Source organism: Ktedonosporobacter rubrisoli, from assembly GCF_004208415.1.
GTDB classification, from domain to species: domain Bacteria; phylum Chloroflexota; class Ktedonobacteria; order Ktedonobacterales; family Ktedonobacteraceae; genus Ktedonosporobacter; species Ktedonosporobacter rubrisoli.
In genome coordinates, this window is sequence record NZ_CP035758.1 from 5,866,772 (window position 1) to 5,893,641 (window position 26,870).

The 26,870-nt window shown below is 51.9% G+C and carries 30 protein-coding genes; 11 read left to right on the forward strand and 19 right to left on the reverse strand.

Going from position 1 to position 26,870, the window contains the following annotated elements:
- Positions 1-381 precede the first annotated feature (381 nt).
- Complete coding sequence (locus EPA93_RS25540) at positions 382-1,017, reverse strand: MarC family protein (protein WP_165423388.1); 636 nt, start codon at positions 1,015-1,017, stop codon at positions 382-384.
- 294 nt (positions 1,018-1,311) lie between these two features.
- Here EPA93_RS25540 and EPA93_RS25545 point away from each other — a divergent pair, with 294 nt between their 5' ends.
- From EPA93_RS25545 to EPA93_RS25565, 5 genes are all read left to right on the forward strand, one after another.
- Complete coding sequence (locus EPA93_RS25545; protein ID WP_129890212.1) at positions 1,312-1,659, forward strand: GlsB/YeaQ/YmgE family stress response membrane protein; 348 nt, start codon at positions 1,312-1,314, stop codon at positions 1,657-1,659.
- A 618-nt stretch (positions 1,660-2,277) separates the two neighbouring features.
- Entirely contained in the window at positions 2,278-2,517 is a 240-nt protein-coding gene (locus tag EPA93_RS25550; protein WP_129890213.1) for a hypothetical protein, read from the forward strand.
- A gap of 8 nt (positions 2,518-2,525) precedes the next feature.
- Positions 2,526-2,975 (forward strand): hypothetical protein, encoded by a 450-nt coding sequence (locus EPA93_RS25555; RefSeq protein ID WP_129890214.1) that lies wholly within the window; start codon positions 2,526-2,528, stop codon positions 2,973-2,975.
- 1 nt (position 2,976) lies between these two features.
- A complete protein-coding gene (locus tag EPA93_RS25560; protein WP_129890215.1) occupies positions 2,977-3,522 on the forward strand; it encodes a hypothetical protein in 546 nt (181 codons plus the stop codon).
- Position 3,523: 1 nt separating this feature from the next.
- Positions 3,524-4,900 (forward strand): MFS transporter, encoded by a 1,377-nt coding sequence (locus tag EPA93_RS25565; RefSeq protein WP_129890216.1) that lies wholly within the window; start codon positions 3,524-3,526, stop codon positions 4,898-4,900.
- Positions 4,901-4,945: 45 nt separating this feature from the next.
- On the opposite strand, the gene tatC is transcribed toward EPA93_RS25565, so the two are convergent.
- The 15 genes from tatC to EPA93_RS25640 all read right to left on the reverse strand — a co-directional run bounded on the left by tatC (position 4,946) and on the right by EPA93_RS25640 (position 14,957).
- The gene (tatC, locus tag EPA93_RS25570; RefSeq protein ID WP_129890217.1) at positions 4,946-5,776 is read right to left on the reverse strand and encodes a twin-arginine translocase subunit TatC; all 831 of its coding nucleotides are present in this window, start codon (positions 5,774-5,776) and stop codon (positions 4,946-4,948) included.
- A 33-nt stretch (positions 5,777-5,809) separates the two neighbouring features.
- Complete coding sequence (tatA, locus tag EPA93_RS51065; protein ID WP_129890218.1) at positions 5,810-6,124, reverse strand: twin-arginine translocase TatA/TatE family subunit; 315 nt, start codon at positions 6,122-6,124, stop codon at positions 5,810-5,812.
- A 117-nt stretch (positions 6,125-6,241) separates the two neighbouring features.
- Positions 6,242-6,541, reverse strand: coding sequence for a hypothetical protein (locus tag EPA93_RS25580; RefSeq protein ID WP_129890219.1), 300 nt, complete (start codon positions 6,539-6,541; stop codon positions 6,242-6,244).
- The gene (locus EPA93_RS25585) at positions 6,534-7,262 is read right to left on the reverse strand and encodes an RNA polymerase sigma factor (protein WP_242527519.1); all 729 of its coding nucleotides are present in this window, start codon (positions 7,260-7,262) and stop codon (positions 6,534-6,536) included. The genes EPA93_RS25580 and EPA93_RS25585 overlap by 8 nt, the downstream gene beginning before the upstream one ends.
- 246 nt (positions 7,263-7,508) lie before the next feature.
- Positions 7,509-7,745 carry an acyl carrier protein gene (gene acpP / locus EPA93_RS25590; protein ID WP_129890221.1) on the reverse strand — a complete coding sequence of 79 codons (237 nt, stop codon included), beginning with the start codon at positions 7,743-7,745 and terminating at the stop codon, positions 7,509-7,511.
- A complete protein-coding gene (nusB, locus tag EPA93_RS25595; RefSeq protein WP_129890222.1) occupies positions 7,745-8,188 on the reverse strand; it encodes a transcription antitermination factor NusB in 444 nt (147 codons plus the stop codon). The genes acpP and nusB overlap by 1 nt, the downstream gene beginning before the upstream one ends.
- Positions 8,189-8,240: 52 nt before the next feature.
- Complete coding sequence (locus tag EPA93_RS25600) at positions 8,241-8,579, reverse strand: Asp23/Gls24 family envelope stress response protein (protein ID WP_165423389.1); 339 nt, start codon at positions 8,577-8,579, stop codon at positions 8,241-8,243.
- A 589-nt stretch (positions 8,580-9,168) separates the two neighbouring features.
- Positions 9,169-10,194, reverse strand: a complete 1,026-nt coding sequence (gene fabD / locus EPA93_RS25605) for an ACP S-malonyltransferase (RefSeq protein ID WP_129890224.1) — start codon at positions 10,192-10,194, stop codon at positions 9,169-9,171.
- Between the two features lie 80 nt (positions 10,195-10,274).
- The gene (rpmF, locus tag EPA93_RS25610) at positions 10,275-10,463 is read right to left on the reverse strand and encodes a 50S ribosomal protein L32 (RefSeq protein ID WP_129890225.1); all 189 of its coding nucleotides are present in this window, start codon (positions 10,461-10,463) and stop codon (positions 10,275-10,277) included.
- Positions 10,464-10,514: 51 nt separating this feature from the next.
- Entirely contained in the window at positions 10,515-11,045 is a 531-nt protein-coding gene (locus tag EPA93_RS25615; protein ID WP_129890226.1) for a YceD family protein, read from the reverse strand.
- 130 nt (positions 11,046-11,175) lie between these two features.
- Complete coding sequence (locus tag EPA93_RS25620; protein WP_129890227.1) at positions 11,176-11,802, reverse strand: hypothetical protein; 627 nt, start codon at positions 11,800-11,802, stop codon at positions 11,176-11,178.
- Positions 11,803-11,882: 80 nt separating this feature from the next.
- Complete coding sequence (gene coaD / locus EPA93_RS25625; protein ID WP_242527140.1) at positions 11,883-12,383, reverse strand: pantetheine-phosphate adenylyltransferase; 501 nt, start codon at positions 12,381-12,383, stop codon at positions 11,883-11,885.
- A 241-nt stretch (positions 12,384-12,624) separates the two neighbouring features.
- Positions 12,625-13,011, reverse strand: coding sequence for a hypothetical protein (locus EPA93_RS25630; RefSeq protein ID WP_129890229.1), 387 nt, complete (start codon positions 13,009-13,011; stop codon positions 12,625-12,627).
- Positions 13,012-13,060: 49 nt separating this feature from the next.
- A complete protein-coding gene (locus EPA93_RS25635; protein ID WP_129890230.1) occupies positions 13,061-14,311 on the reverse strand; it encodes an MFS transporter in 1,251 nt (416 codons plus the stop codon).
- A 70-nt stretch (positions 14,312-14,381) separates the two neighbouring features.
- Positions 14,382-14,957, reverse strand: coding sequence for a PadR family transcriptional regulator (locus EPA93_RS25640; RefSeq protein ID WP_129890231.1), 576 nt, complete (start codon positions 14,955-14,957; stop codon positions 14,382-14,384).
- 395 nt (positions 14,958-15,352) lie between these two features.
- Between EPA93_RS25640 and EPA93_RS25645 the strand changes: the two genes are divergently transcribed.
- Positions 15,353-15,754, forward strand: coding sequence for a hypothetical protein (locus tag EPA93_RS25645; protein WP_129890232.1), 402 nt, complete (start codon positions 15,353-15,355; stop codon positions 15,752-15,754).
- Between the two features lie 148 nt (positions 15,755-15,902).
- Here EPA93_RS25645 and recG read toward each other — a convergent pair whose 3' ends face one another.
- Positions 15,903-18,599, reverse strand: coding sequence for an ATP-dependent DNA helicase RecG (recG, locus tag EPA93_RS25650; RefSeq protein ID WP_165423390.1), 2,697 nt, complete (start codon positions 18,597-18,599; stop codon positions 15,903-15,905).
- Positions 18,600-18,724: 125 nt separating this feature from the next.
- A complete protein-coding gene (locus EPA93_RS25655; protein WP_129890234.1) occupies positions 18,725-19,138 on the reverse strand; it encodes a MerR family transcriptional regulator in 414 nt (137 codons plus the stop codon).
- A 141-nt stretch (positions 19,139-19,279) separates the two neighbouring features.
- Here EPA93_RS25655 and trxA point away from each other — a divergent pair, with 141 nt between their 5' ends.
- The 3 genes from trxA to EPA93_RS25670 all read left to right on the forward strand — a co-directional run bounded on the left by trxA (position 19,280) and on the right by EPA93_RS25670 (position 21,920).
- Positions 19,280-19,621, forward strand: coding sequence for a thioredoxin (trxA, locus tag EPA93_RS25660; RefSeq protein WP_242527141.1), 342 nt, complete (start codon positions 19,280-19,282; stop codon positions 19,619-19,621).
- A gap of 583 nt (positions 19,622-20,204) precedes the next feature.
- Positions 20,205-20,801 (forward strand): hypothetical protein, encoded by a 597-nt coding sequence (locus EPA93_RS25665; protein WP_129890236.1) that lies wholly within the window; start codon positions 20,205-20,207, stop codon positions 20,799-20,801.
- Positions 20,802-21,071: 270 nt separating this feature from the next.
- The gene (locus EPA93_RS25670) at positions 21,072-21,920 is read left to right on the forward strand and encodes a helix-turn-helix transcriptional regulator (protein ID WP_129890237.1); all 849 of its coding nucleotides are present in this window, start codon (positions 21,072-21,074) and stop codon (positions 21,918-21,920) included.
- Between the two features lie 38 nt (positions 21,921-21,958).
- Here EPA93_RS25670 and EPA93_RS25675 read toward each other — a convergent pair whose 3' ends face one another.
- Positions 21,959-22,564 (reverse strand): hypothetical protein, encoded by a 606-nt coding sequence (locus EPA93_RS25675; RefSeq protein ID WP_129890238.1) that lies wholly within the window; start codon positions 22,562-22,564, stop codon positions 21,959-21,961.
- A 419-nt stretch (positions 22,565-22,983) separates the two neighbouring features.
- On the opposite strand from EPA93_RS25675, the gene EPA93_RS25680 reads away from it, so the two are divergent.
- Together EPA93_RS25680 and EPA93_RS25685 are read left to right on the forward strand one after the other, a co-directional pair.
- Positions 22,984-24,729, forward strand: coding sequence for an ABC transporter ATP-binding protein (locus EPA93_RS25680; protein WP_129890239.1), 1,746 nt, complete (start codon positions 22,984-22,986; stop codon positions 24,727-24,729).
- A complete protein-coding gene (locus EPA93_RS25685) occupies positions 24,726-26,477 on the forward strand; it encodes an ATP-binding cassette domain-containing protein (protein WP_129890240.1) in 1,752 nt (583 codons plus the stop codon). Before EPA93_RS25680 ends, EPA93_RS25685 begins: the two co-directional genes overlap by 4 nt.
- The last annotated feature ends 393 nt before the right edge of the window (positions 26,478-26,870 follow it).

A 26,870-nucleotide genomic window follows, 5' to 3' on the forward strand; every position in this document is an offset into this window, starting at 1 on the left:
GTACCCCAGGAAATGCGGCCCAACCCTCGCTGTCGGCGATGCTGCTCTACAGCAGCTTGATAGCTCAGTCTTGTTTGTAATCGGCGCGTCGCCGCGTCGCTTGCGCGCTGGATCTTATACACGGCCTCCTCGAAAAAAACCTGGATCTTGGGATAATATCTTTATTTTACTACGTTTCTACCCCTTCCGGTGTAGCAAATCCTCTTTCTTTTCTGCCCTCTCGGCCTTTGCACTTACTTCAGTTGCAATTGCTGACCGCTACGCTCCGATGAATAGAAAGGAGGCTGGGGCCCGCGCCCCAGACCCCGCCAGGGCTCTGGCCCTGCGACCCCTTCCGGTGCAGCAAATCCTCTTTCTTTTCTGCCCTCTCGGCTCTTGCGTTTATTTAAGCAGCCCTTCCATATGTGTGAATGCAGAGATCCCATTGAAGATAAATTGCACAGCCAGGGCAGCCAACAGAATACCCAGGAGGCGCGAAAGGACCAGGATACCGGTTCGTCCCACATGGTTGATAATCCAGGAGCTACTGCGCATCACAATCCAGGCGGCAAGCAATGAACTCGCAATGGCAGCGGCGACAGAAAGCAGATTCAGCGGATTCGGCGTCGCCAGTCCAACATACAGAATCGTTGTAGCAATGGTGCCTGGCCCTGCAATCATAGGAATAGCCAGTGGAAACACGCTGATATCCTCACGAGTCAGCGCCTCTTCCTGCTCCGCCTTCGTCTCGCGTGCCCCCGATTGGCGCCCAAAGAGCATATCAACGGCTACAAGAAATAGCAGAGCACCACCAGCAATATTGAAAGCATACAGCTGAATTCCTAATCGATCAAGTAAAAAGCGCCCAACAAAGGCAAAAAAAGCAATAATGACCGCGCTAATCAGGACGGCGCGAGTGATAATAGAATTTCTTTGGGCATTATCAAGCTGAGATGTTAGGCCAAGTACGATTGGTGCAAGCCCGACAGGATCTATAATCGTAAAAAAAGTCACGAAAGCACTAATGGTAAAAGTCAATGAATACAACCTCAATTTATTTATCTTTTTTTGCTGTATTATATCACAACTGTTCGCTTGCTCTCTGTTCGTCCTGAGTCAAACTTGAAACTCATGCAGGGCTTGAATCGTGTACTTGAGTAGAAAGTTCCGTAAATACCAATCTCAATGCTTCTTCAAGAAAAGGAGCGTTGGAAAGACCCATACCGTTATTGATAAGCAGTCGAAGATTTTTTTGCATGGCTATTTCATATATCAAAAATAGATGCATTGAAATTCCCAACGCAGAGCGGGAGTTTCGCAAAGGAGGACGATATGCTAGCGCATATGTTAGTACTGGCGGATGGAGTCACCATACAAATCGGCGGTAACGCGTGGTCCTTTAATCTTAGCTTTCTTCTTTACCTTTTTATTGCCGCTATAGTAGGATTGATCGCCGAATATATTGTTGGCTGGCGCCTTCCCCTTGGCATTATTGGGGCTATCATTGCTGCCCTCATCGGTATATGGTTGATGACACATCTCATCGTCATCACTGGTGTGGGAGATATCTTCGTCTTTGGTGTACCGATCGTCAGGGCACTTGTAGGGGCGATAGTTCTTGTCGCCCTGTGGCACCTCCTGACCTATGGCCTGGTCCGCCACCGCTATCGCAGAGCATAAACCCGAGATAAGTTCTACATGTAGACAAAGTTTTCTTTCTTGATAAGGTTGCAGAATGTGGCTGTACAGATAGGCGTACAGCTACATTTTGTTTTTTCTGCCAAATTCATCTTTCATTCACGCCGCTCACCTATCTTGCCCGCTTAACTCACAGAAAACAGCTGCAATGCCAGGCTCCTGATCATCCACATTCCGCCGGATTAGCGAGCAAGCCATCGGATATAGGCTATGCCCAGCAGGGAGCGCACCAAACAGCACAATAAATCGGCATGAGGAAAGCTTGCAAACAAACCATTCATCCTGGATGGTAGGTCAGGCGTATAGAATAATTAGAGCAGGCAAGTATTCACTAGCTATTGGAGATTTCCGTATATTAAAGAATAGAGACTCGTTTATGACGAACTGAACGTGTACAAAGTGAGATACGTAAGCAGGCAACAGTTAGCTTCTGCAAGTATGTCCACTTGTGGGCTATAATGAAATAAGGCCACTTCAGAAGTGCGTGCCAGAGGCAGCATCCTGAAGCGGACGGCATTGAGAAGACTTGTTTGCAGGCCTGCTATCGTGTCCCATGTTGGGGGAAGTACACACTTAAAATTTGCACTTAGGAGGCACATTATGCCGGGCGCTGAACAGCAAAGCGTAGAAGAACAGACATCGCGAACAGGGATCGCAGGAATTATCATTCCGCTCATTATTGGAATCGCCCTGATCCTCATCAGCTTTTTCTGGCTGATTATCGGTATACTGCATACCGCCGCGCTTGTGATAGGCATTATCCTGATCATTGCCGGGCTTCTGGCAATTCCTTTTGCCCTGGCAAAGGGGACCATGCGCTACGCGATTCTAGGGGTATAGTCCTGCTCTTGCTCATTGTCGGTATCATCGCAGCAGGCATTAGTGGCTTGTTTTTGGATGTTCTCTACGTCTTCTTGATGTTGCTTGCTGCCTTCATGATCGTGGCAACGCTTCTGCAAGTGTATTCAATCATCTTACTCATTAGAACGATTATTAGCGTGCGCAATGAGATGAAACCACTGCTAGCTTCGGTACAGGAGACGCTGAATATTGTCAAAGACACGGCCAAAACTGCAGGCCACACAGTCTCTACTCTGGGCACGACAACCCAGATGGCGGGCGATCTGGCCGTAGCTCCGACAGTAAAAGCGGCTGCCGCAGTCGTGGCCAGCCGGCAGGTACTACGCGTCTTCCTTGGCAAGGGCCAGGCCAGAAACCGCGCAGAGCAGCGCCGTCAGGAACAGCTAGAGGCAATCCAGGAAGCAGCCAAGGCCAACGGGACAGGAGGAGAGAGCTAAAATGTTTCTAGTTCTTGCAGCAAATCCGATACTTGCCACAGGAGGGCAGCTAGCAGGTATCATCATCTGCTTCTACATCCTCATCTTCGTCATGCTCGCCCTTGTCTTTAATCTTGTCATGGCCTTTGCCATGGGCTGGATACGCGAAAAGATCGAGCTGCTCAAGAAGCTGCGCCCGATGATCGAGAGCATTAATGAATCCACCGAAGCAGTCAGCCAGGGGGTAGAGCCAGCAGCCTACGAGAACACGGCCATACGCACGGTTGCAACTATCCCAGCGCGCGTTAATGCCGCCGATAAAAAAGTAGATCAGGCTGCTGATCGCGTTGCAGATGCCGTTATCGAGTTTCGAGCGCGTACGGTTCAGGCCCAAACGATTGTCAAGGCCTTCTTTCTCCCCGGCTTAACCAAACGTAGCGCCAGCGGCAAACAAAGAGAAATCGCGGGTCCTGATCAACGCCTTGAAGAGATACGGGCTGCAGAAATAGCAGCAAAAGCGCCCACAGAGCCTGGTACGGTGCAGCCGGCCAGCACCCAACAACCCTGAGATGTCACACCTCATTGAATATATCAAGATGTTCGGGCGTTTTCAACGTAACGCCCGCTTATATTTGGTAAGCAATGCCCTGAGCGGTATTACCATGGGAGCTCTCCTGGTCCTGTATAATCTTTACCTGGTAGAGCTAGGCTATCGTACTGATTTCATCGGCCTCGTCCTGTTTGTCAGCACCATTGGAGCCGGCCTGGCCATTTTCCCGGCCGGGATCTGCGTCGATCGCTTTGGCGGCAAGCCAATCCTCATCTGGTCAAGCGTCCTTATTGGAATTGCCGGAGCGGGGCAGATACTTTTTCGCACGCCGATACCTCTGCTTGTCAGTGGCTTTGTGGCCGGCATCGGGGCCGCGTTTGTGCTTGTGGTCAATGCCCCATTTCTTACCGAAAACAGCACTCCGGCCGAGCGCCCGCATCTTTTCAGCTTGAACATTGTTGTCTCGCTCGCCACCTCGGTGCTGGGCGAGTTCATTGGCGGCAGCCTGCCGCTCTGGCTGCGCTCAACTCCCTGGCTTATGGAGCCCCTGCCCCACTGGCTCGCCTGGACCCTGGTCAGCGCGCCTGAACCTCGCTCTTACCAGCTAGCTTTACTTGCTGCAGGCATCATCGCCACTCCAAGTTTTGTGCCACTCTTTATGCTCAAAGAGGCACGTAGAGCCCGCCCAGAGCCAATCCAGCTGGCCAGCCTTCCCCGCCTCGACAAACAGGGCTTGCTTAACAATGTAAATCGCTGGCGCCAGATTATAAGTGGCCCTATCTTCGTTATGATCGTCATCCAGGCCCTTATAGGGCTGGGAGCCGGTATGCTCATCCCCTACTTCAACGTCTATTTTGTGCGCCAGTTGGGAGCCTCTCCGGCCCTCTTTGGAGCAATTGATGGCGGCGCCAATACCCTCAACGCATGCCTGACCCTGTTGGCACCCTGGCTTGCCACGCGCATCGGCAAAGTCAACACCATTACCGTGACGCGCCTGATCAGCATCCCGCTCTTGCTCATCATCGGGCTCTCCCACGATCTGCCTCTGGCCGCCACCCTCTACCTCTTCAGAATGGGAGCCATGGATATGTCGCAAGGCATCTTCCAGGTCTTCTCAATGGAAGTTGCCGAAAAAAAGCACAGGGGCCTGGCCAACAGCAGTTACCAGGTCGCCGGCCAGGTCTCAAGAGCCATTGTAGCGCCGTTAGCTGGCTTTATTATCGCCAGTCTGGGCTTCGCGCCAGTGTTTATCATAGGGGCGGCATTCTATCTGCTGGCCATTGCTGGCCTGTGGGGCTGGTACAAAATAAACTGGAGCAAGCGAGAAGACCAGAAATTGGCGGAAGATGAGCTCGCATCAAGGATACCAGAGGCAATACCCGCCGACAAGCAATAAAATAGCAGGAAGGCCTATACCCTCCTGCTCAATATTGGCTCAGACTCAAGCGGCCTGGGCTTCTTTTCTCTTTGTGAAACGAATAAAGATAATCGTTAATTCATACAGGAACGACATTGCTGCACCGATAATAATCGGACTATAGATATCTGCGCCCGGCGTAATAAATGTGGCAGCAATCCACATGCCAATATGGGCGGCAGCTCGTTTTTTGACCAGCGTATCGGCTGAGATCAAGCCGACCTGCGCCATAAACGTAAGCACGAGTGGCAATTCAAAGATCAGGCCAAAGGCCAGAATGAAGAAGGCCACAAACGTAAAGTAACTGTTAGCAGTTACCAGCTCCGTAAAGCTGCTTGAAGCAAAAGAGATCAAGAATTCTAGTGGATAATGCAAGACGACATATCCAAGCGAGATCCCAATCAAGAAGAGCACAATACCGATAAAAATAAACGGTATCGCGTGCTTCTTCTCATGCTCATACAATCCCGGGGCGACAAAGGCCCAGACCTGGTAAAGGAGCACGGGTAGGGCCAGCACAATGCCCACAGCCACAGAGAGCAAGAGGAAGACAGTAAAGCCTTCAGCTACCCCGGTTACCACAAGCTTCCCTCTGCCAAGCGCATCTGCCTCTTTGGGCAAAGGCAACTCCAGGAAATGCATAATTTGATCACGGAAGATGAAGGCAATAATTGCACCGATCACAATCGCAATGAGCGTCTTAAAAACGCGCCAGCGCAATTCTTCAAGGTGATCCACCAGCGACATACTGGAGGGATCATTTTCCTCGTCTTCTTCCTCTTCCAAAAGCAGCTTATAACGCTCTAGTTCTAATGCAAGCAACGAGTCCTGCTGGTCTATATCACCAGTAGCCATTTTTTCCCCCTGGGCAAGCATTAGGCATAGTCATTAGTCTAACTTTTTCTCCGCGCTGGCTTCGGCCTTTACCTCGGGTTGGGCAGCCTCGGCAGCGTTAGCAGCGGCCTTTCTGGCCTCAATTTCGCGCTCAATGGCCGCCAACTTTGCGGCACGGGCAGCCTTAGGATCTCCCTCTTCCTCTTCCTTCTCCTCTTTAGGAGCTGTCAGCTCGTTCATACCCTTGCGGAACTCTTTGATACTCTTGCCAATAGCCGAGCCCATTTCTGGCAGCTTGCGCGGGCCAAAGATCAAGAGAGCGATAACAAGAATGACAACGAGGTCAAGTCCATGAAATCCGGGTATCATATCAAGTGTCCTTTCTTGCCTTCCGTATAACACATCAATTATTGCCTGATAGAATCTACCTCACTACGACACAAACAAAGCAGCCATGGATAGCATGGACCAGGCCCATGCAAAACCTCAAGAGAGTGCAGGCCGTTGCGTAATATCCTGACCCACGAGAGCATCTTCAAGCGTACGCAAGCCCTCCATTCCCGCACTCAGTATGCCTACGCCAACCGAACCCATAGCGACAAGGCGCATTACACGTCTGCGGCTGACTGGATATGTGCGTAGACGTGTAGCAATACGCTGTTGCTTGCGCACTTCGGCAGCTTCACGGCGCACGGAAGCAACCAGCCGCTGTTCCAACTCCGGTGGAGTTGCGGCGCTGCCCCCATAGTGGCGTAATAGCAAGGTCTCAAGCGAATCATTATGCATAGCTTCTCCCCGTCGTTGCAGGTCGGGCCGCAAGCCTCACATGTCGAGACTTCTCATGTAATACCTGCTCACTGGCACAATCCTGTTGAGCTGGGTGTGTAGCATAGGCGGTCTGAGAATTATCAAAAAGCTCTTCGCCGCTTTCGTAAGCGTAGGCCTGTTGAAATTGTTTGCGAGCCCGCACCAGGCGCTGGCGAACAGCAGCCTCCTTCAGCTCTAGCATCTCAGCGATTTCAGCCGTAGTAAGCCCAGCGACTATCGAAAGGAGCAGACAGACGCGCAAGGCCTCAGGAAGCCGGGCCATTGTACGCTGAACGGCATCCTGCTCAGCGATGAGCTCGGCCGGATCAACACTTTTTGTTGCGCCATAGCCAACCGGTTGTACTGGAATAGCCTGTTCGTTTAGCTTCTCATGGCTGGCCTCAGCTTGTTCTGCCGACCTGTTCTCGCGCATAAGGGAGAACGGCACAAAGCGGAAGAGCTTTCGGCGCCGTTGCTGCATCCTGACAGTATTGAGAGCTATGCGCAAGAGCCAGGCTTTGGGGCGAAACTGCTCGCCACTGCTGCAGCGCGCAGCATCAATAGAGCGCAAAGCCTGATGAAAGGTGTCCTGCGTTAGATCCTGACTTTCCTCCCAATCGCCGGTAAGGCCATAAATTGTATGGAAAACCAGTTTACCATATTCCTTAATTAGCGCCTCTACCGTCTGGGCCGCTGGCATTGTATCCACACACACAACCCTTTACGTATTTGTAGCGGATCTCTTTCTATGATTATACCGCTCTACTAATGGAGATGCACGAAGAGGGGAGATTGTGACAAGTAAAAACACTGATAAAATTTTGTCTGTAAACATCGAGCGCTGCCCCGTGGGAGAAGAGGCGGCAGGCAGCAGGAACAGCGTACGAGCAAAGTGTAAATGCCGTGCCGCGTGGGCGACCACGAGGATCGCCCAACGTAACCCTGATTATTTAGAGTGTTCTTCTATATAATCCTCAGCCTCTTGCACCGTCGTAATCTTCTCAGCATCCTCATCCGAAATTTGCAGTTTAAACTCTTCTTCAAGAGACATAATGAGTTCGACTAGATCAAGTGAGTCTGCATTGAGATCTTCAACGAAAGATGCACTGGGAACGACCTCATTCTCATCAACGCCGAGCTGCTCGACGATGATTTTTTTGAGTCGTTCATTGACCTTTGGCATTATTTCACCTCGCTTTCCGCTTTTGGGGTGGGCTGATGTTGTGCCCGATAAAATATTGTGCCCAGGACACCATTGATGAAGCGGCTAGAGGTATCGCTGCCAAAGATTTTGGCAAGCTCCACCGCCTCATTGATAGCAGCCTTGGCTGGTACCGTATTATTAAACAGAATCTCGTAGATTGCAAGCCTCAGAATATTCTTATCGATGCGTGCCATCTGTTGCAATGGCCATTCACGTGCTGCGCTCTGAATATGCGCATCGATCTCGGCCACATGGTTGCAGACGCCATGAACTAGCTCGCCAGCGTATTCTACAACTTTGGGGTGCAGATGGCGCTCTTGGGCATGGCGCTGCAAGACCTCTTCGGGTTGATGGCTAGCTGTATCGTATTCATAGAGTGTTTGCAGTGCGATCATTCGCGCTTGCCTGCGTATCCCTGGCATAGTGTCCTCGAATAGTTCTTAAAGCTATAACACACACTTCTCCGGCAACGTGCTATGCAACGTCCTGGATGTATACATTTACCTCACGCACCTGCATCCCTACCATCTCTTCGAGAGCAGAGGCAACTTCTTCCTGCACGGCTGCACCTACCTCGACGATATTCACGCCAGAGGCGACAACAATATATAAATCAGTTGAAACAACATTATCCCTCACCGTCAAGGCTACTCCCTGCCTGGGCATTTCCCTATTCAGGAGGCGCGACCATTGATCACTGGTCTGAGCCATCCGCAAAACTCCAGGAATCTGCAACGCGGTATTAGTTACGATAGTCGAAAGGACCTGTCGGGCAACGCGCACCACTCCCGGCGCTTGAGACTCTATAGCCATAGGTCTCCTCCTTCCTGACGGTGAATATGCAGCCTGCTGCCTTATACCTGGCATGCCACACTGGTTCTGCTCTCAACCTCCTATCTCAAATCTATAGTTCTGAGATACAGAGCATTCACCCCAACTGCCATCTTACTGCAAAGATAGGCGCTTTTCGGGTGCATGTCAAGTCTTCTTAAAGTACACGTACTATCTGCGTATTTGTTACTCAGTCTTTCTCCAGTTGCCAGGGCACCAGACAAGCTACTGTCGCGGAACTGTAGCGAGCCTCTCACACTTAGCCTGACAACCGTTTATTGGACCAATACAGGCCCACCCCGGCTTTCGCTTAGTGAACATGGACAAGTTGCTTGCTCGCGGCGTAATTCGCTAGATTGCGACGCGTCAGTTTGCTCGCGGCGCCCCATCACCTCTTTTGCAGAGAGAGGCGTCTTCAACAAAAGTTGCACACCACGCCAGTTAGCAGGCATTCACCTGGCAATGCTTTAAATACTCCTATCTGGCTCTAGCAATAGAGATATCTTGCGAGCCTGCATTACCAGGTCATATTGACTATAACTGGTTTGTAACCTTCGCTCCACTAAATATACTATAGTACTATATTCAGTTCACGAACAAGTGCTACAGCCTTTTCCAGATCTGCCACAGTACCGATATTGAGCGTACGCGTGCCTCTGGCGATACGCTTGATCATGCCGGTCAAGGCTTGCCCGGGGCCAATCTCAATAAACATCGTTACGCCTGCTGCAACAAGATATTCTATACTGCGCACCCACTGTACAGAGGTAGCGACTTGTTGGGCAAGTTCAGGACGAAACGATTCGGCGTGCAGAAGAGGGGCTGCAGTTATATTACTGATAAGCGGGATAGTAGCATCATGTAAGTTAGCTGTGGCCAATACCTGGACCATCTGATCAGCTGCCGGTTGCATGACCGGCGAATGGAAGGCTCCGCTGACGGAGAGCGGGATTACGCGTTTAGCGCCTCGCGTCCGGGCCAGGTCTGAGGCCAGTTCCAGAGCTCGTTTTTCGCCCGAGATGACAATCTGTCCGGGAGCATTGTAGTTGGCAATCACTACCTTTCCCAACCCGGGATGGCCAGGCGCGCTGGCAAGCTCTGCCTGAGCCTGCTCGCTAGCTTGCTGGCAAACCTCCTGCAATACCTCTGCATCCATGCCTATCACAGCGGCCATGCCACTGGGACAGACTGTTCCTTCATGCTCCATCAAACGACCGCGCTCGCGTACGAGCAGGGCCGCATCTTTCAACTCCATAGCCCCGGAGGCGACAAGTGCTGTATATTCACCTACGCTATGTCCGGCCGTATAAGCGGGGGCCAGGGGCGATGACCAGGCTGAATCATGGGCAGAGAGGGCTTCTTGAAACGCAGCTAGGAAGGCAAGACTGACGGTTACAATAGCTGGCTGTGCGTTAATCGTTGCACGTAACGTATCTTCAGGGCCTTGAAAACAGAGCGTGCTAAGAGAGAAACCAAGCGCCTCATCAACGGCTTCAAAGACGCGTCTGGCTGCCGCTGATGCCTCGAAAACATCGGCGCCCATACCTACGGCCTGGCTCCCTTGCCCTGGGAAAAGAAAGGCGACTTGTGTCGTCATGCTAATCACTTCTTTAAGAGAACAAAGAGGCGGCTGTTTGAGATATCTTCAAAGTCAAGAGCTCAGTGCCGCCTACTACATTACTTATTAGCCTTGGGCAAGAAAACCTGGCGTCCACGATAGGTGCCGCAGTTCGGGCAAGCATGATGGGACAGGCGAGGCTGTCTGCACTGTGGACAAGCGACAAGTTTCGGTATATCTAGATGATGATGGGCGCGCCGCTCGCCCTGACGAGCACGAGAGATGCGCTGTTTTGGTAAAGCACCCATAAGAATATTGCTCCTATTCCACCGTATGTGTTCTTACTTTGTATGCGTGCATTATGACTGTGCCTGATTTTGCCATAGGGTCTTGAGCACACTCATACGCATATCAACTTCTGGCTCGCACTCACAAGGACCAAGATTGAGATCTTTGCCGCACTGAGCACATAGACCTGCGCAATCTTCTTTGCACAGCGTCACCATTGGTATATTCAGCAGTACCTGTTGTCGTACCGCTTCCGTGAGATCTAACTGATGATGTTCATCAATAGGGAAGACATCATCTTCCTCTATAGGAGGAAGGGATGCCCCTGTCAACACATCGACTGTCGGATTGAAACGTTCCTCAAAGGCTACATGCATTGGCTGCTCAAATTCCTTAAGGCAGCGCGTACATGTGAGCTTAAGCGTCACATCTACCCAACCATCTACCAGCAAGCCCTGATTGATTCGGCGCATGCGCGCGTGGCCGCTCAGAGGCCTGGTAATCTTAAGATCCTCGTCAAGTTGGACGTCTTGCGCGTCAATGTCTGCTTCAATTGAGGTCCCCACAGGAGACTTCAAAAGCTGCGCCACATTAAAAATCATGGAATCACTTTCCTTTCCATTACACAATGAATCTCTTGCTGGTAAAATAGATTATGGCGTAAGGTAAAGTATCCCTATGCACTAACTGGCGCGTGCTCATTATAGACAAGGCATAGAAGGGTGTCAAGTCCTACTGATACATAGGACCACCCATGGTATCGGTTGCCAGTGAAGCGCGTCGGGGCACCCTGTGGATTTCTGCATTCTCTTCTTCCATCTCTTCCTCTGCCTCCTCCATCTCTTCTTCTATCTCTTCAACATCCTGCTCTTCAAGGCTTTCCAGCCCTCTTTCAATGCTGAGAATTGTGCGGCTCACCTCGGTCTCTACGCTGAGCAGATGTTCGCGCAGGTTACGTAAGGTCTCCATAGCGTAGGAATCGGCATCGTTCTGCATTTGCGCCGTCCGCTCTTCGGCCATGCGCACAAGCTCTGCGGCGTGCTCGTCGGCCTGCTGTACCATCTCTTTTGAGCGTTCTTCAGCCGCCCGCAACAGGCCCTCCCGGTTAATAGCGCGCTCTGTCTCTTCGCGGGCACGCGTTAAGAGGGCCGAAGCATCTGCTTGAGCCTGGGCAAGGATGCGTTCCTTCTCCTGAATAATGCGCCGCGCCTGCTTGATTTCGTCGGGGATAGACGTGCGCATCTGGTCAATAATATTCAGGATATCGCTCTCCTTGATCATGATTTGATTCATCAGGGGCATTTTCCGACTACCGGCGATGAGGTTCTCCAGGCGGTCTACAAGATAGAGTATATCCACGTGTTGCCTTTCCTCCTTACCACGCCTTTGCGTTCCCCTGGACGCGGCGATCTGCGTAGATACTACATACCTGCAAGGCGTTACAGGCCGTTTTTATGCTTTAAGGCTTGTATGACTGGCTCCGGGAGCATGTCTTTGACGTTGCCACCCAGGCGCGCCACTTCTTTGAGCAGGGATGAACTTACAAAAAGGTTCTCTAGATTCGTAAGCAGGCAGATGGTTTCGACCTCGGGCGCCAGTTTACGATTCATCAATCCCTGCTGAAACTCAGCTTCAAAATCATTGGGCGAGCGTAATCCTTTGATAATAGCGACACCGCCTACCGAATGCACAAACTCGACAGCCAGAGTGGAAAAGTGTTCCACGCGGATGTTGGTCAGCTCTTCAGCTTTGATGACTTCTCGCCACAGTTCCATACGCTCTTCGACTGAGAAGAGCAGGTTCTTGGCGGGAAAGGCATAGACGGCGACGACCAGGGTATCGAAAAGCCTTGCCGCTCTCCGGGCAATATCAAGATGGCCATTGGTCGGTGGATCAAAACTTCCTGGATATACGGCAATGCGCTGCTTCTCGTAGCTCACGCTCAACCCCCTTGGTGAGATCATGAAATACTGGTTTTTGCTTCCGTGATTAACTGATAGCTATATTCATTAAACCATATCGAGGCACTTTCGGCAATAGCTACTTCTGACGAGTCCCAGGGCTCCCCAATGCTCGTTCTGCCCTCTCAGGTAAAGGCAAGGCGGGCAGGCAGTCAGCAAAAACCGCCCTGCCAACCAGGTTCAGGCCTGCAGGACGGTTGTATGCGCTTAAGATATTGCTCTATGAGCGCACTGATTGAACTGCCTGGGCACTCTCGCGCTTGTAGCGAGCGGCAATCGCTTCGCCGATCCCGATGGCTCCCAGCCCAAGGAGCAGATGAATAACCTGGATCAGCCAGTGCATACTACCAATCAGCAATGTTCGCTGAGTCATGCCCAGGATAAGAACGATCAGGCCCAGAACAATGGCGCCAAGGCCCAGACCAATGTTTTTATTGGCCAGCATGACCCCACCCAGAATCCAGACGGCCAGCGTTACAATCAGACCCAACAACATATGTACCATCACTAAGCCACCTCCCAGGAGATTCACCCAGAAGAGAATACCAAGGATAAGTGCCAGGAGTGCAGCGATACGCAATACCATAGTGGTCACTCTTACAACCATGAAAAATGCTCCTTTTATGAACAGGTCGTGTCAGTACAGCTATCTATTCTCACGGCTTCTCGTTGAAGCCAGAATGAGCTCTTGTCGCGACAATTTCTCGTTTTGCCTTCTCAGGCGCTGTTTTCTGTAGGGCAGGGAAGGCTATAAGGATGGCAATTACTGCCAGTATACCACCTGCAATCAGGGGACTTCCTGGGCCTGCGAAGGTATATGCGCTTCCTGCTATTAAAGGTCCGATGATACGCCCCAATCCGCCAATTCCCTGGGCCAATCCCAGCGTTTCCCCCTGCAGATTGGCCGGGCTGGCAAATGAGAGCAGCGTAGAGACCGTGGGAGTCACGGCGCCATCCCCTACGCTCAACAGGCCAACGGTAACCAGCACCGAAGCCAGTTGACTGCTGAAAGCCAGCAAAAGCAGACCCGCACCGAGCAAGACCAGGCCCGCAAGCATGACGCGCCGCTCGTTCCAGCGCTTCACCAGGCGTCCAACTAAGCCGCCCTGCATGATGACAACAAGAATGCCTATGTAGGTGAATATATAGCCGTTTTGGACGGCTGTCCAGCCAAAGATATGCTGGGTAAAGAGCGGGAAGACTGTCTCCATACCAGTGAAAGCAATCGTATAGAGTAGATTGACAACGACAAGTTGGATAACCGCCGGATGCTTCCAGGCGCGCTGCCAGCTTGAAAAAAACAGGCTGAGCGGATGGGCATGTGTGGCCTGGGTCTCTTGCTGCTCGGAACTTTTATGCGTCTCTGGGAGCAAGAGCAGCACCAGAAAGGCGTTCAAGACCGCAACGCCGGCGGCGATCCAGAATGGGATGGTAAGACCAAGCGGGGCCAGCAAGCCCCCTAAAGCCGGTCCAATCACAAAGCCTAAGCCGATGGAGGCACCAATAAAGCCCATACCTTTAGCTCGATCCTGTGGTCCTGTTACATCGGAAACCACAGCCTGGGCCGAACCAATATTTGAGGCTCCCAAGCCACCAATAAAACGCGCGATCAACAAGAGAGGCAGCGAGGTAGAGAGGGCCGTAGCGATCAAAGCAATCACTTCTATCAACAAAGAAACGACAATCACAGGTTTACGCCCATAACGATCCGAAAAAGCCCCAAGGACAGGTGTAAAAATAAACTGAGCAACCGCGTACACAGTTGTGATCAGTCCAATCTCTACAGCATTGGCACCCAGGCGCTCAGCCCAGAAGGGCAGCAACGGAATGATCAGCCCGAAACCCGTAAAGTCGATAAGGATTGTCAGGGCCATCAAGAGTAATGGTGATCGTCCTTTTTTATCCATTATGCTTTACTCCCGTTAAGTCAGGATTGACTTAATATGCGCAAAAAAGCCAGCATTGCCAGCTATGATGCTATTCGCCGGCAGGCGCGGCTGATGGAGAGCGGAGGTGGGCAATGGTATTTTGCAGCCAGTGCAGCTCAGCATCAAATAGCGTAAGCTTATGTTCATTAACAAGCTGATGTGCCTTGTCAATGTTATGATGACCTTCCATTTGCTTGATTACCATATTACGATGGCTCATAACTAAATTATAGCGCTCTGTGAGTAGGGTGCAAGCTTCTTCCGGAGAAAGATGATTCAGAAAGAAGATGCTGGCATCCACTTCGTCCAGGGCGGGCGTATAGGTACTGAGCATCTTACGCAGAAGCTTATAAAAATACTGCCGTCCCGCATCGGTAATATAGTAGACTTCGCGCTCGCGCAACGCGATATCATCATGAGCTGCGCCTGGTCCAGGCGCCTCCACAGATTCGTGGCGTATCTCCAGATAGCCATCGCTAGCGAGCCGTTCAAGCTGGTAGTAAATTGTCGGCTTTTTAATATGGTTGGCTAAGAAATCGTGATGATTCTCAATTACTTCCCGGATCTGTTGCCCATACATGGGCTTCTCTAAAAGCAGACCGAGCAACATGAGTTGTTTATACATCTATTATCACCATTAAGTCAATCCTGACTTATCATCTGGCAATCTATTACGTACTGGTCATGCACTTGAGTTCATTGCTTGCTAAAGAAGATATAGCATAACTATGAGGATTATGATAAGGCACGCACCAAATAGACTACACGTTCCTATTATAGCATATATACACAAGTGTCGGGAGAGAATATAGGGGCCAGGAGGTTCCTGCGTTCCGACCCTCCATCGGCCCCTGTGGCACGGCAAAAGCCTGCTTCCTGCCTTCACCACAATGCCCATACAGCATTATAAAACGGGATAAGATATGAATGTAAGCTCAATAAAACAGATTATGCTAGCAAATTGCCGATATAACTACATGATACTTTTATATATGTATGATCTTTTAATACTAGCCAAAAATGGATATAAACATAGATGGCGATACGCTATTGCAAGTAATTATAGCGAGCAGAGAAAGGAGAGGCGGCGTTCTTGCCCGTATCCTGCCAGCGAACGGGCGGTCGTGCTCTAGCGGCCTCGAAACGCCGGTTAATAGTATGAAGAACCAGGGAAGCGAAATAGCGCGTTTGCGTCAACAGATTACCGAGGAGATCGAGGCGATGAAACTTGGTTTTAGCGGCTTGGCAACCGGCTCCGCGCGTCACGATTTTATCCGGGCCCGTATGGAGCAGGTTGGTTCCCATCTTGACGAGCTTGCAGAGCACGTGGGCAATGTTGATGCCGTGCAAATGGCCTGTGAAATCTATATCAATACAGTAGCCGATAAGGATGAGGTGCAGACCGCACCTAAGCGGGGATAGAAACCGGCTCACACTCCCTTCAAAAGCTGAGCGCATGATAATTGGCGGTATCATGCGCTCTCTGTTTCATTTCAGCCCCGTCAACTTCTTCGCCACCCCCGCCGCGGGGTTGTGGCCAGCCTGCCATCTTCCGATACTCCACCGTGGACTAATGGACCATATAGTTTTGCCAGAAGAGATGCATACGTTCCCGCAGTGGCGCATGCTCCTGCTTGCGCAAGTAGGGATCGCTGGCCCACAATCTGGCGGCCAGGTTGCGCGTCAAGTCAATCAGCACCGTATCGCTGAGATCGGCCATACGCAGCTCTGGCATACCACTCTGCCGTACGCCAATAAAATCGCCAGGTCCTCGCAAGCGTAGATCCTCCTCAGCCAGGCGAAAGCCATCATCGGTCTCTTGAAAGACACCAAGACGTTCCTGAGCCTGCTGGCCCGCATCGGCGCTCAAAACATAGCAAAAAGACTGATGTTTGCCGCGTCCCACGCGACCGCGAAACTGATGCAATTGCGAGAGCCCAAAGCGATCAGCGTCCTCAATCGCAATCACAGTAGCATTGGGAATATCGATGCCCACCTCAATTACTGAGGTAGCGACGAGAACATCGAGCTCCTGATCGCGAAAGCGGCGCATGGTCAGATCCTTCTCGGCAGCCTTCATAGCCCCATGTAGCAATCCCACCCGATACTGAGGAAAGACCTCGCGCTGTAAGCGCTCATATTCGCTGGTAGCGGCTTTGGCCTCTAAGGTCTCCGATTCTTCAATCAAGGGACAGATAATAAAGGCCTGGCGCCCCTCCTCAATCTGTTGGGCGATGGTTTGGTAGGATTCATTGCGCCGCGGACCACTACGCCAACGCGTGATAATCTTCTGGCGCCCTGGCGGTAACTGATCGATGATGGAGATATCCAGGTCACCATAGAGAGTGAGGGCCAGCGTTCTGGGGATAGGTGTAGCCGTCATGACCAGCATATGTGGGTGGTAACCTTTTTGGCGCAGGGCGTCGCGCTGCTCTACGCCAAAGCGGTGCTGTTCATCGATAATGACCAGGCCCAGCTTATAAAAGTTGACATCCTCCTGAATCAAGGCATGCGTCCCAATCGCCACCGCCGCCTGACCATTTTCCAGGGCCGCCCGCCCCATAGCCCGTTCACGTGCCCGCATACTACCCGTGAGCAGAACAGTTTGAATGCCAAACGGCTCTAGCATAGCGCTAATGCTGCGCGCATGCTGCTCAGCCAGCAGTTCGGTCGGCGCCATGATCGCTCCCTGATAGCCGTTGAGAGTTGCCACAAAGAGAGCTGCCGCCGCAACCGCAGTTTTGCCAGCGCCCACGTCTCCCTGTAAGAGACGGCTCATCGGCCGGCTTTTGGCAAGATCGGCGCAGATCTCGCAGATAACCCGCTGCTGCGCTTGCGTGAAAGCGAAGGGCAAGGTAGCCTCAAAGGGCTTCTTGCTCGTGCTAACTGACCAGAGAGTAGGAGCCGGCATCATAGTTTCTGGCTCCGGCTCTGCGGCATGCTCAAGGGCAAATTCGGCAGGCGGCTGCATAAAGATTTTGCTGGCATCGATAGAAAACGCATTGCCCTGGGGAGCCTCGTATTGCCAGCGCATGCGCCGCTCCTGCATGCCAAGCTGGATCAAGAATAGCTCATCAAATGCTAGGCGGCGCCGGGCGGCCAGGCGCATCTTCTCGTTCTCAGGATAATGGATCTGAGCAATGGCTTCGGGCAGCGTGAGCAGTTGGCCGGCTGATCGTATTGAGCCAGGCAGATATTCGGGAACGCGTGCGGCATGCTGATCAACCGCCCATTTGGTGATTCGACGCAAGGCCTTGGCGCTCAGCCCTTCCGTCAAGGCATAGACAGGCACCAAACGCCCAGTATTGACGAGATCGCCCTGCTCGGGCAGCTCATGACTGCGCACAGAAAATTCAACTTTGTTGCCGAAGCGCTGCTTCATACCCGTGACGACAAGATAGGAGCCCTTGGCCGCCAGCAACTGCTTCTGCAGATAGGATTGGTTAAACCAGGAGACGTTGAGCTTGCCGGTCTCATCGGAAATTGTGGCCACAGTGATTGTCCGACCACCGCTGGTCCGGCGCGTGCTCACTTCCCAGATCAAGCCCATGGTAGTTACCAGCTCATTGAAGGGCAAGTTAGCAATCTTCTCAAGCTTGCTATAATCTCGATGCTCGCGCGGGAAATAAAAGAGCAAATCGCGTATCGTGCGGATGCCCAGATGGTGCAAACGAGTTGCCAGGGTAGGGCCAACCCCCTTGATGGCCGTCACGTCAGCGCTTAGGAGCGTCAGGGTGGTATGACCCGGCGACATGCCAGTCTCCAGAGGGATGGGATTTTCTACTTGCTGCTTCTGGGCTTTGTTAGCAGACTCGCCTGGAGCAGGTGCAGCGCGCTCCGGGGCCGCCTTGTGCGAGACGGCAGTCGAACGCCTGGCAGGCGCGGCTCGGGTGCTTAGCGGCGACGTTTTTGCCTCAGCGGCAGGCGCGACGGCTCTTGCCGGCGGCTCACTGCGCAGCGGAGCCTGAGCTCTTTTAGGTTCACTTGCCGGGCGCGTTGGCTCCCCAACATCCAGTTCGTTAAGAATCGTCAGGGCAGCACGCAGATTGCTGGCTCGTTGCCGGGGATCTTGAGCATGATAGCCTGCAAAGTGCTCGCTAAAGCGCTGGATAGGCGTCATATCCAGGCCTGCATTCTTACACAGAATACTTGCCTCATTGGTCCAATGCGCAATAAACACTTCCATGCCACCCGGTTTGATGGCCTGATCTTGATGGTTTGTACGCTGCTCGTGCTGGAGCACCTTGCGGGCTCTCTCCACATACATAGTCAGTGTGCTGCTATTTGTATTTGACATAAAATTCAAAACTATTATTTGATTATTACGACTTTACTACAAGTATGACCTCTTACTGTTCCCCATAATAGGGGTCAAAGGAAGACGTGTCAAGGTTATTTTTGCGCATAGTTTGGTCCATTGCAATTCATTAAGACGCAATCAATGCATTCTTCGAGATCCTTGCAGCGGCAACGTAAGCCCTGTTCCAGCAAGCCTTTCATGGTATGAGCCTGTTGGATAAGTTGGTCAACCGCAACGAGTTTACGCTGGGCGAGCAATTGCCAGCGTTCGGCCAGGGGAGTAGTTTCTTCTGTGCTATCAAAGATCTTGCGTATCTCGGCGACAGTAAAGCCGGCTTGCTGAGCAACCTGGATGAAGGCCAGGCGCTGCAATATGCTGCTATCATAGCGCCTGCGCCCACTGACGCGCCTGGCGCATGGCAATAGACTGACACTTTCATAATACCGTATGGCTGAGGGGCGGATACCGGCTCGGCGCGCAACTTCGCTGATGGTCAATTCTTCCATTGGCTCCAATCCTTGCTTGACTTAAAGTCCACTTTAAGATCTACACTTCATTATAGGCTAGCCACACAAGATACCTGCCAGATTCACTGGCACATGTTCAACAGTGTACAGAATAGAGCGATTGAGATGCAAGGAGATTACATGCATAGCAACTTGTTCAATGTAACCGATCAGGATTTCGAGGAAAAGGTTCTCCAATCCTCGCTTCCTGTGATCGTAGATTTCACAGCGCAGTGGTGCCCACCCTGCCATGCGCTCTCGCCTGTTTTTGCTCGCCTGAGCGAGGAGTATATAGGCAAGTTGCGCTTCGCGAAAATGGATGTCGATGAGCAGCCAGACGTTCCTATCGCCTTGCGCGTTCAGGCCATGCCAACACTTATTCTTTTTAGAGACGGCAAAGAGGTTAGTCGCGTGGTAGGACCCCATCCGGCCCGTCTAAAGCAGATCCTCGATCGTGCCTTGAGCGAGCTGGTGGCCTTATAGGCAACGATTGAGAAATTCGAGCAAGAAGACGATAGGAGCAGCGCTGAACAATCAGCTGTCTATCGCGCTTCCTGCTCAGCAATAGATGAAGAAGTTCCTGTATAACCAGGACAATAACAAGCAGCACTCCGGCATAGAGCAGGAAATTGAGCGGGCCTGCCCAGGCTGGAGTGCGCGGCCTCATGGGAGAAGAACCTCTCACGCCTTCTTATATCTTTTTCACTTTAAGAATTTTTCTCTGCTATTCTCATATTTACCGTGTAAAATATACTTTATAAGGGGAAAAGATAGGACCTGTTTTGCCTGAAATAGCTTCACGGAAGCTAATCTACTATAACTTTAGATTTGGCAATTGTTCCTTGACATAACATACCCCATAAAAGTAATACCATTCTTGCCGCGAAACCACATGGCCCCGGTTTTCGTCCTATAATAGAGGAGGAGAAAAATATATTATAGGTAAGTAAATTAGTGGAAGGCTAGAAAGGCAAGTGTTTCCTATCTTGCAAATATCTGGCCTGCAGAATGAAACGCTTTATTTCCTATTGATAAGCTATGCTTATATGGCACAGAGGAGAAAAAAATGAGCGATAAGAGGCTAAGGATTGCCTTGCGCAGTGTTCCAGTGGTATTGGCACTTATCATGTGGGGCACATTGGCAGCACCGGTGAGCGCGCATCAGACTGGAAGTCCCGGTTCGTCAGGTGCGCCAACAACGACTACCCCTTCGCAAACTACCCCTTCTGGCACGACAGCTACGCAAAGCCCTTGCTCACTCATCGAAAGTATTGTATCCGAAATCCTACAGATGTTTGGCGCAACTGCTACCTACTCGGGATGTAAGCTTCCCACAGGCAACATGACAACGAGCAATGGTACGTCTGCATCGAGTAGCATGTCGATGAGTACGAGCTCAGATACTGGAGCACCTTCAGCCAACACGCCTAATGGTTCAACCGGTACGCCTAACGGCTCTAACACGAGCACAGCGCCAGCAGGGAATACATCTACCACGCCGGCTAGTACGCCTTCTGGTGCTACTTCTGGTAATGGGGCTCCTGGAAGCACACAAACCGCGCAGCCAGAACCCCTCTTCCCTTGCACAAGCATTATTACAAAGGCCCTGATGGCTATTCTGCAGCCCTTTGGCATTCATGCCGCATTCCATGGCTGCCAATAGTGTTCTGTCAAGCTTTACATAATGGCGGCGCACTCGCCACACAACGTCTGACCAGGCACTGGTTTCAGTTGACTTTAAGCTGGTAGAAAAAGGCCAGGACGCGCAATAAGTTTTGCCAGTCCTGGCTTTATTTATTGCCTTTTCTCAGGCCTATAGATTCTTATTGCCAGGTAATGCTACTCTATATAAGCAGCATTAGTAGCAGAGCTAAGATAGTACAGAGACAATACTGCTCAAGGGATGCCAATCTCAAGACGAGGTGTTGATGGAATGAATGATAGCGAACGCCGCAAAGCGCTTGCCAACTTTTTGCGCACCAGGCGAGAACGCCTTTCGCCGCAAGCTGTTGGTCTACCACCAGGTATACGCCGCCGTACGCGCGGATTGCGTCGCGAGGAAGTTGCGCAGCTTGCCAACATCGGTACTTCCTGGTACACCCTCATGGAGCAGGGGCGCGACGTGCATCCTTCAGAGCAAGTTCTGGAAAGCCTGGCTCAGGCCTTGCGCCTGACGTCGGCCGAACGCCAACATCTCTTTTTGCTGGCCCTTCAATACGTCCCGGCCCAGCCTACAGGGCTAGAAGAACAGATCAACCCGATCATGCAGCAGGCCATACTATCCCTGGACCCGCACCCGGCCTATGTCATGGGGCGACGCTGGGATCTGCTGACCTGGAACAAAGCCGCCGACTACCTCTTTAAGCTCAGTGCCACGCCTCCTCCGTACTCACGCAATATGCTCTGGTGGTTCTTCAACAGAAAAGAGCTACGCCAGCACGACGACTGGGAAGAGGTAGCCCGGAGCATTATAGCCCAGTTTCGCGCCGATAGCGGGCGCTACCCTGGCGACCCCTGGTTTGCTGAGCTCATTGCCGATCTACAGCGCATAAGTGAAGAATTTCGCCAATGGTGGCCTCAGCACGATGTAAGCGATACCCTTGACGGCTATAAAGAGATCCGACACTCGCTTCTAGGGAATCTGAATTTCGAGCATTTAAGGCTGCAGGTGCCAGGCAATCCCGATCTTAAAGTCATGATCTATACGGCTTCTCCCCAAACTGTCGCCAGACTAGCGAGCGCTCTGCACTTGTCAGGAGAAAGTTCACTTGCGCAGCGCTAGCCCGCACGATCCCGCTCATAAGTGCCGATGGGACGATATCAGCCCTCGCTCTCGGCAACTATCTCAGAAGGCGTCAGGACTACAGGTTCCTGCTTCCTCGTTTTATGCAGCGCAATACCCAGAGAGACCCAGCTTGCCCCAAAGAGCAGCACCAGGATGCCACTTGAGCTCGCCGTGATCATTCCGCCAATACAGAGAAAGACGAGCAAGACAAGATAGCTAAGACCGCCAACCACCAGCCAGATCGCACACCAGCCGGGTAAGAAGCGTGTTCGATAAACCTGTATGCCCAGCAAGGTCATACCGATAATTTGGGGAAATCTGATGACCGCAAAAGTCCACAGTGCCGCATAATTATGCGGTGGATCATAGCTAAGGAAGAACACAACAACGTCAAAGGGCAGCACACGAAACAGAATTCTTTCGATAATATCAAGAATTATTCCCAGCATGATAAGGACGATGCTTATGTGCATCATTCTACTCAGCTGCGTTCTTTGCTGAGTATACAGGCCACTTAGCCCGATTAAGACAAGCAAGAGAGGGAAAAAACCCACCCATAAAAAATCCAGGCCCAGCCCCAGGAGCCCACCACCAAGCATTAAGACAATAGCGATCCAACCGGATACTCTGCAAGATTGCATGAATTCACATCTCCCTTCCACGTTTACCACATAATCCGATTTGATAGCAGTATATACAAAATTTTGTTCATGTAAAGAGCATTTGACTAATATATTCTCCCTCAGCGGCACTACAGAGGCGGTTTTGCCAAAGGAGGCGCTAAGAAAGATGTCTGCCGGAAAGACCAAATAAGGCTGTTAGAGGCGCAAGCTAGAGGATTTACAACGAAGGCTTTCAAGGCTTTCGAACTAGCTCGGATAGTACGAGGCTATATAAGCACGTTTACCTTCCATTCATCCTAGAATACCCCAAAAACCCAGATATTACACATCAGCCATAATACCGATATTTTTCCGCATTTTTTCAGATATACTATCAAAGCCCCTTCAAATTACTGTAGAGCTTAATGTGTTCTTTCCTACTACCTCAAGGAGTCCGCATGAAACCATCGCCTAAACGGTATATGGAACTTTTTGCACACTATCTCAAGCCTCAATGGCGAAGGACCTTATTAATGACCCTTTCGCTCCTGGGTGGCATTGGCCTGCAATTGCTCAAGCCGCAGATACTGCGTTACTTTATCGATACTGCTATCGCGAGAGGTGCAACTATCTATCTTCTCGCTGCTGGCCTGCTCTTCGTCATAGTAGCATTGCTCAATCAAGGCATAACAACCTCTTCGGCTTATCTCAGTCAGAGCGTGGCCTGGACAGCAACCAATCACCTCCGCCACGATCTTGTGGCTCACTGTCTAAGCCTTGATCTGGCCTTTCACAAAGCCCACACGATCGGTGAGCTCATCGAGCGCATCGACGGCGATGTGGATATGCTTTCAAACTTCTTTTCTCAGTTAGTTGTCAATTTGCTCAGCAATGTTGTTCTGATGCTAGGCATACTGATCCTTTTCTTCACCATCGACTGGCGAGCTGGCCTGGTTCTGAGCCTGTTTACAGCCGTGGCCTTGCTCATATTGAGCCAGATGCAGCGCCGTATCATCCCGCTCTTTGTGAAGCTACGGCAAATGAGCGCCGAGTTTTATGGCTTTCTTAGTGAGCGCCTGACCGGGACCGAAGATCTACGCGCCAACGGAGCCGTAGGTTATACGATGCAGCGTTTTTATGCACTTCTACGCCAGTGGTGGCAGATTACGCGCAAGGCCGACCTGACAAGCATTGCGATGGGCAATACCTCGCTGATCATTTTCGTCTTTGGCTGCGTACTGACAGTCCTATCAGGTACTTACTTATGGAGCAGGGGTCTGGCCACCATCGGCACTATCTATTTGATGTTTTCCTACACCAATCTGCTGTCGGGTCCAGTCAACCAGATTCAAAGACAGTTGCAGGATCTACAGCAGGCTCAGGCAAGTCTACAGCGCATCCAGGAACTTCTCAGCACGACAAGCTCACTGACGGCTGAGGCAGACAGGCAGCTTCCACCGGGAGCGCTCTCGGTGGCGTTTGAACACGTTTCTTTCGGCTATGAGCCTGAGCTGCCGGTAATTCGCGACATATCGTTAGCTATACAGCCCCAGAAAGTATTGGGCGTGCTGGGGCGCACGGGCAGTGGCAAAACGACTCTCGCGCGCTTGCTCTTCAGGCTCTACGATGTGCAGGAAGGCCAGATTTGCCTTAGCGCAGTACCGATACAGATGACCCGGCTGCATGAGTTGCGCCGGCGCATTGGGATGGTTACGCAGGATGTGCAATTATTCCGCGCCAGCGTGCGCGATAATCTCACCTTTTTTAATCATGCCATCCCCGATAGCCGCATTATAGCCGCTCTGGAAGAGGTCGGGCTGGCCAGCTGGCTACAGACGCTCCCGGATGGCTTAGCAAGCCAGCTTGGGCCGGAGGGCGAAGGGCTCTCAGCAGGTGAAGCGCAGCTGCTAGCCTTCGCCCGCGTCTTTCTCAGCGAGCCTGACCTGGTTATTCTCGATGAAGCCTCCTCGCGGCTCGATCCTTCTACAGAACGCGCTATTGAACGGGCGATAGATAAGTTATTTACAGGGCGCACAGCAATCGTCATTGCTCATCGTCTCTCTACGATCAAGCGCGCCGACGCTATAGCGATTATCGAGGATGGACACGTCCTTGAATATGGAAACAGGCTAGAGCTAGCCGGTGATCCTGCCTCGCGCTTCGCACACTTGCTCACGACAGGCTTAGAGGAGGCTCTCGCATGAAAGGCTATCGCTACATCCGGCGCTTGACTGGCTATCGCTTCTGGCTGTTCGCGCTCACCTTACCCATGCCTTTTATCTTCTATGCTACGCGGCTAATCTTCGGGCTTGTTTTGCAAAATTTCTTTAATGCCCTGGCCGAGCAGCACCAGATGACTGTCACGGCCTGGCTCTGGATCGCCGTTCTGCCGCTGTCGGCTCTCTTGCGTGGAGGCATTAGCCAGTTGCTCGCCCGCGCACAAGTTCTGCATTCTTTCTCCATCGTAGGATTACAGCAACGCAATCTCTTTATGCATATTCTTGAGAGGCCGGGTACCTATGCCAGAGCGGCAGGAGAGACAATCAGCTACTTTCGCGACGATACCCAGGCTTGTAGGGATCTGCTCTCGCTATTACGCACGGTTCTGGGCCAGGTTTTCTTTGCTATCGTGGCCTTCATCATCCTGTTGCGCATCAATGCAGAAATAACCTTGCTGGTCTTTCTGCCCTTTCTTGCCATCATCGCTATTATCCAGAGCTTGAAGGAACGCCTATCCCGCTATCGTCAGGTCAGCCGCAGCGCAACCGCAAATTTGACGGGAGCTATTGGAGAAATATTCGGCGCTGTGCAGGCTATTCAGGTGGCTGGGGCTGAGAGGCACATTCTCGCTCACTTTGACGGCTTGAACCAGAAACGGCTCGCCTTTATGGTCAAAGACGCCGTACTAACCAGCACGACCAATGCTCTCTTTAGCAATACCGTGGATGTCGGGGTAGGTTTTATCTTGATCCTGCTTGCTGTTTCGCAAAGCATGACACGGCTAGGACCTGGCGATATTGCCATCTTCGTCTCCTATCTGGGCTCGATGGGTGATCTTGTACTGTTCTTCGGCACCTTGCTTGCTCAGTTCACACAAACGCAGGTATCCATAGAGCGCCTGACCTCTCTCCTGCGCCAGGCTCCTCAAAGCAAGCTAGTTGAGCACCATCCACTCTATCTACAAGGCACGCTTCCCGAGTTCACTGTAGACAATAAGGCAGAGCTGCAGCCTCTTGAGACATTAGAAGTAAAGGGACTGAGCTATCGCCATCCCGAGAGCGGTCGGGGCATCAGCCAGATCAGCTTGCGCCTGCAGGCCGGCTCCCTCACCGTCATCACCGGACGCATCGGCGCCGGCAAAACCACCCTGCTACAGGTCCTGCTCGGCTTGCTGCCCAAAGATGCCGGCTCCATCCTCTGGAATGCTCAGCCCGTCCTCGATCCCGCCAGCTTCTTTGTCCCTCCTCACAGCGCCTACACTCCTCAGGTCCCTCACCTCTTTAGCGAGAGCCTGCAAGAGAACATTCTGCTGGGCCTGCCTGCTGATGCCGCTGCCCTCTCCTCAGCTCTGCAAGCTGCCGTGCTCGACGAGGACCTGGCTCAACTCCCTCAGGGCTTAGCCACTGCCATCGGCACCCGGGGCCTCAAGCTCTCCGGCGGGCAGGCTCAGCGCACCGCTGCCGCCCGCATGCTGGTACGTCCCGCCGATCTGCTCGTTTTCGACGATCTCTCCAGCACCCTTGATGTCCATACCGAGCAGCTCCTCTGGCAGCGCCTCCTGCAGCAGCCAGGGCGCAGCTACCTGGTCGTCTCCCATCGTCGCAGCCTCTTGCAGCGCGCCGATCAGATCCTCGTTCTCAAGGAGGGTTGCCTGGAAGCTTGTGGCTCCCTTGAGCACTTGCTTGCCACCTCAGTCGAGATGCAACTGCTCTGGCAAGGCAAGCTAGACTAGAGTTTGCCGCTTAGATTTGCGCTCAGCAGTGTATGGAGCCCCTGGTGGGACTCCATACACACCTTCCAGATATCCCTAGCAAATATCTGGCTACCTCATAGTTAAATTGCGCCTGGGGCGCACCTACCCTTGCTTTCAGGCTTGGCTTATGGTACTCTTGATCATATACTTGTAGAAAGGGAACCCTATGCATAGTTTAATGCAGACAACAAAGGTAGCATGGCATATGCACCCAATCTTCGGATCAACCTTCTCTATGGGTCTGCTCTGTGAAGATCGTTAGGTAGCACTTCTCGCTCAGCGCTGCTACGCTATCAGATGGCCCTACCAGGCCAACTGTAGCTTCTCCCTCATATATTCCCACGGGTGTAGCCTATCCCGAGATTGTCTTGC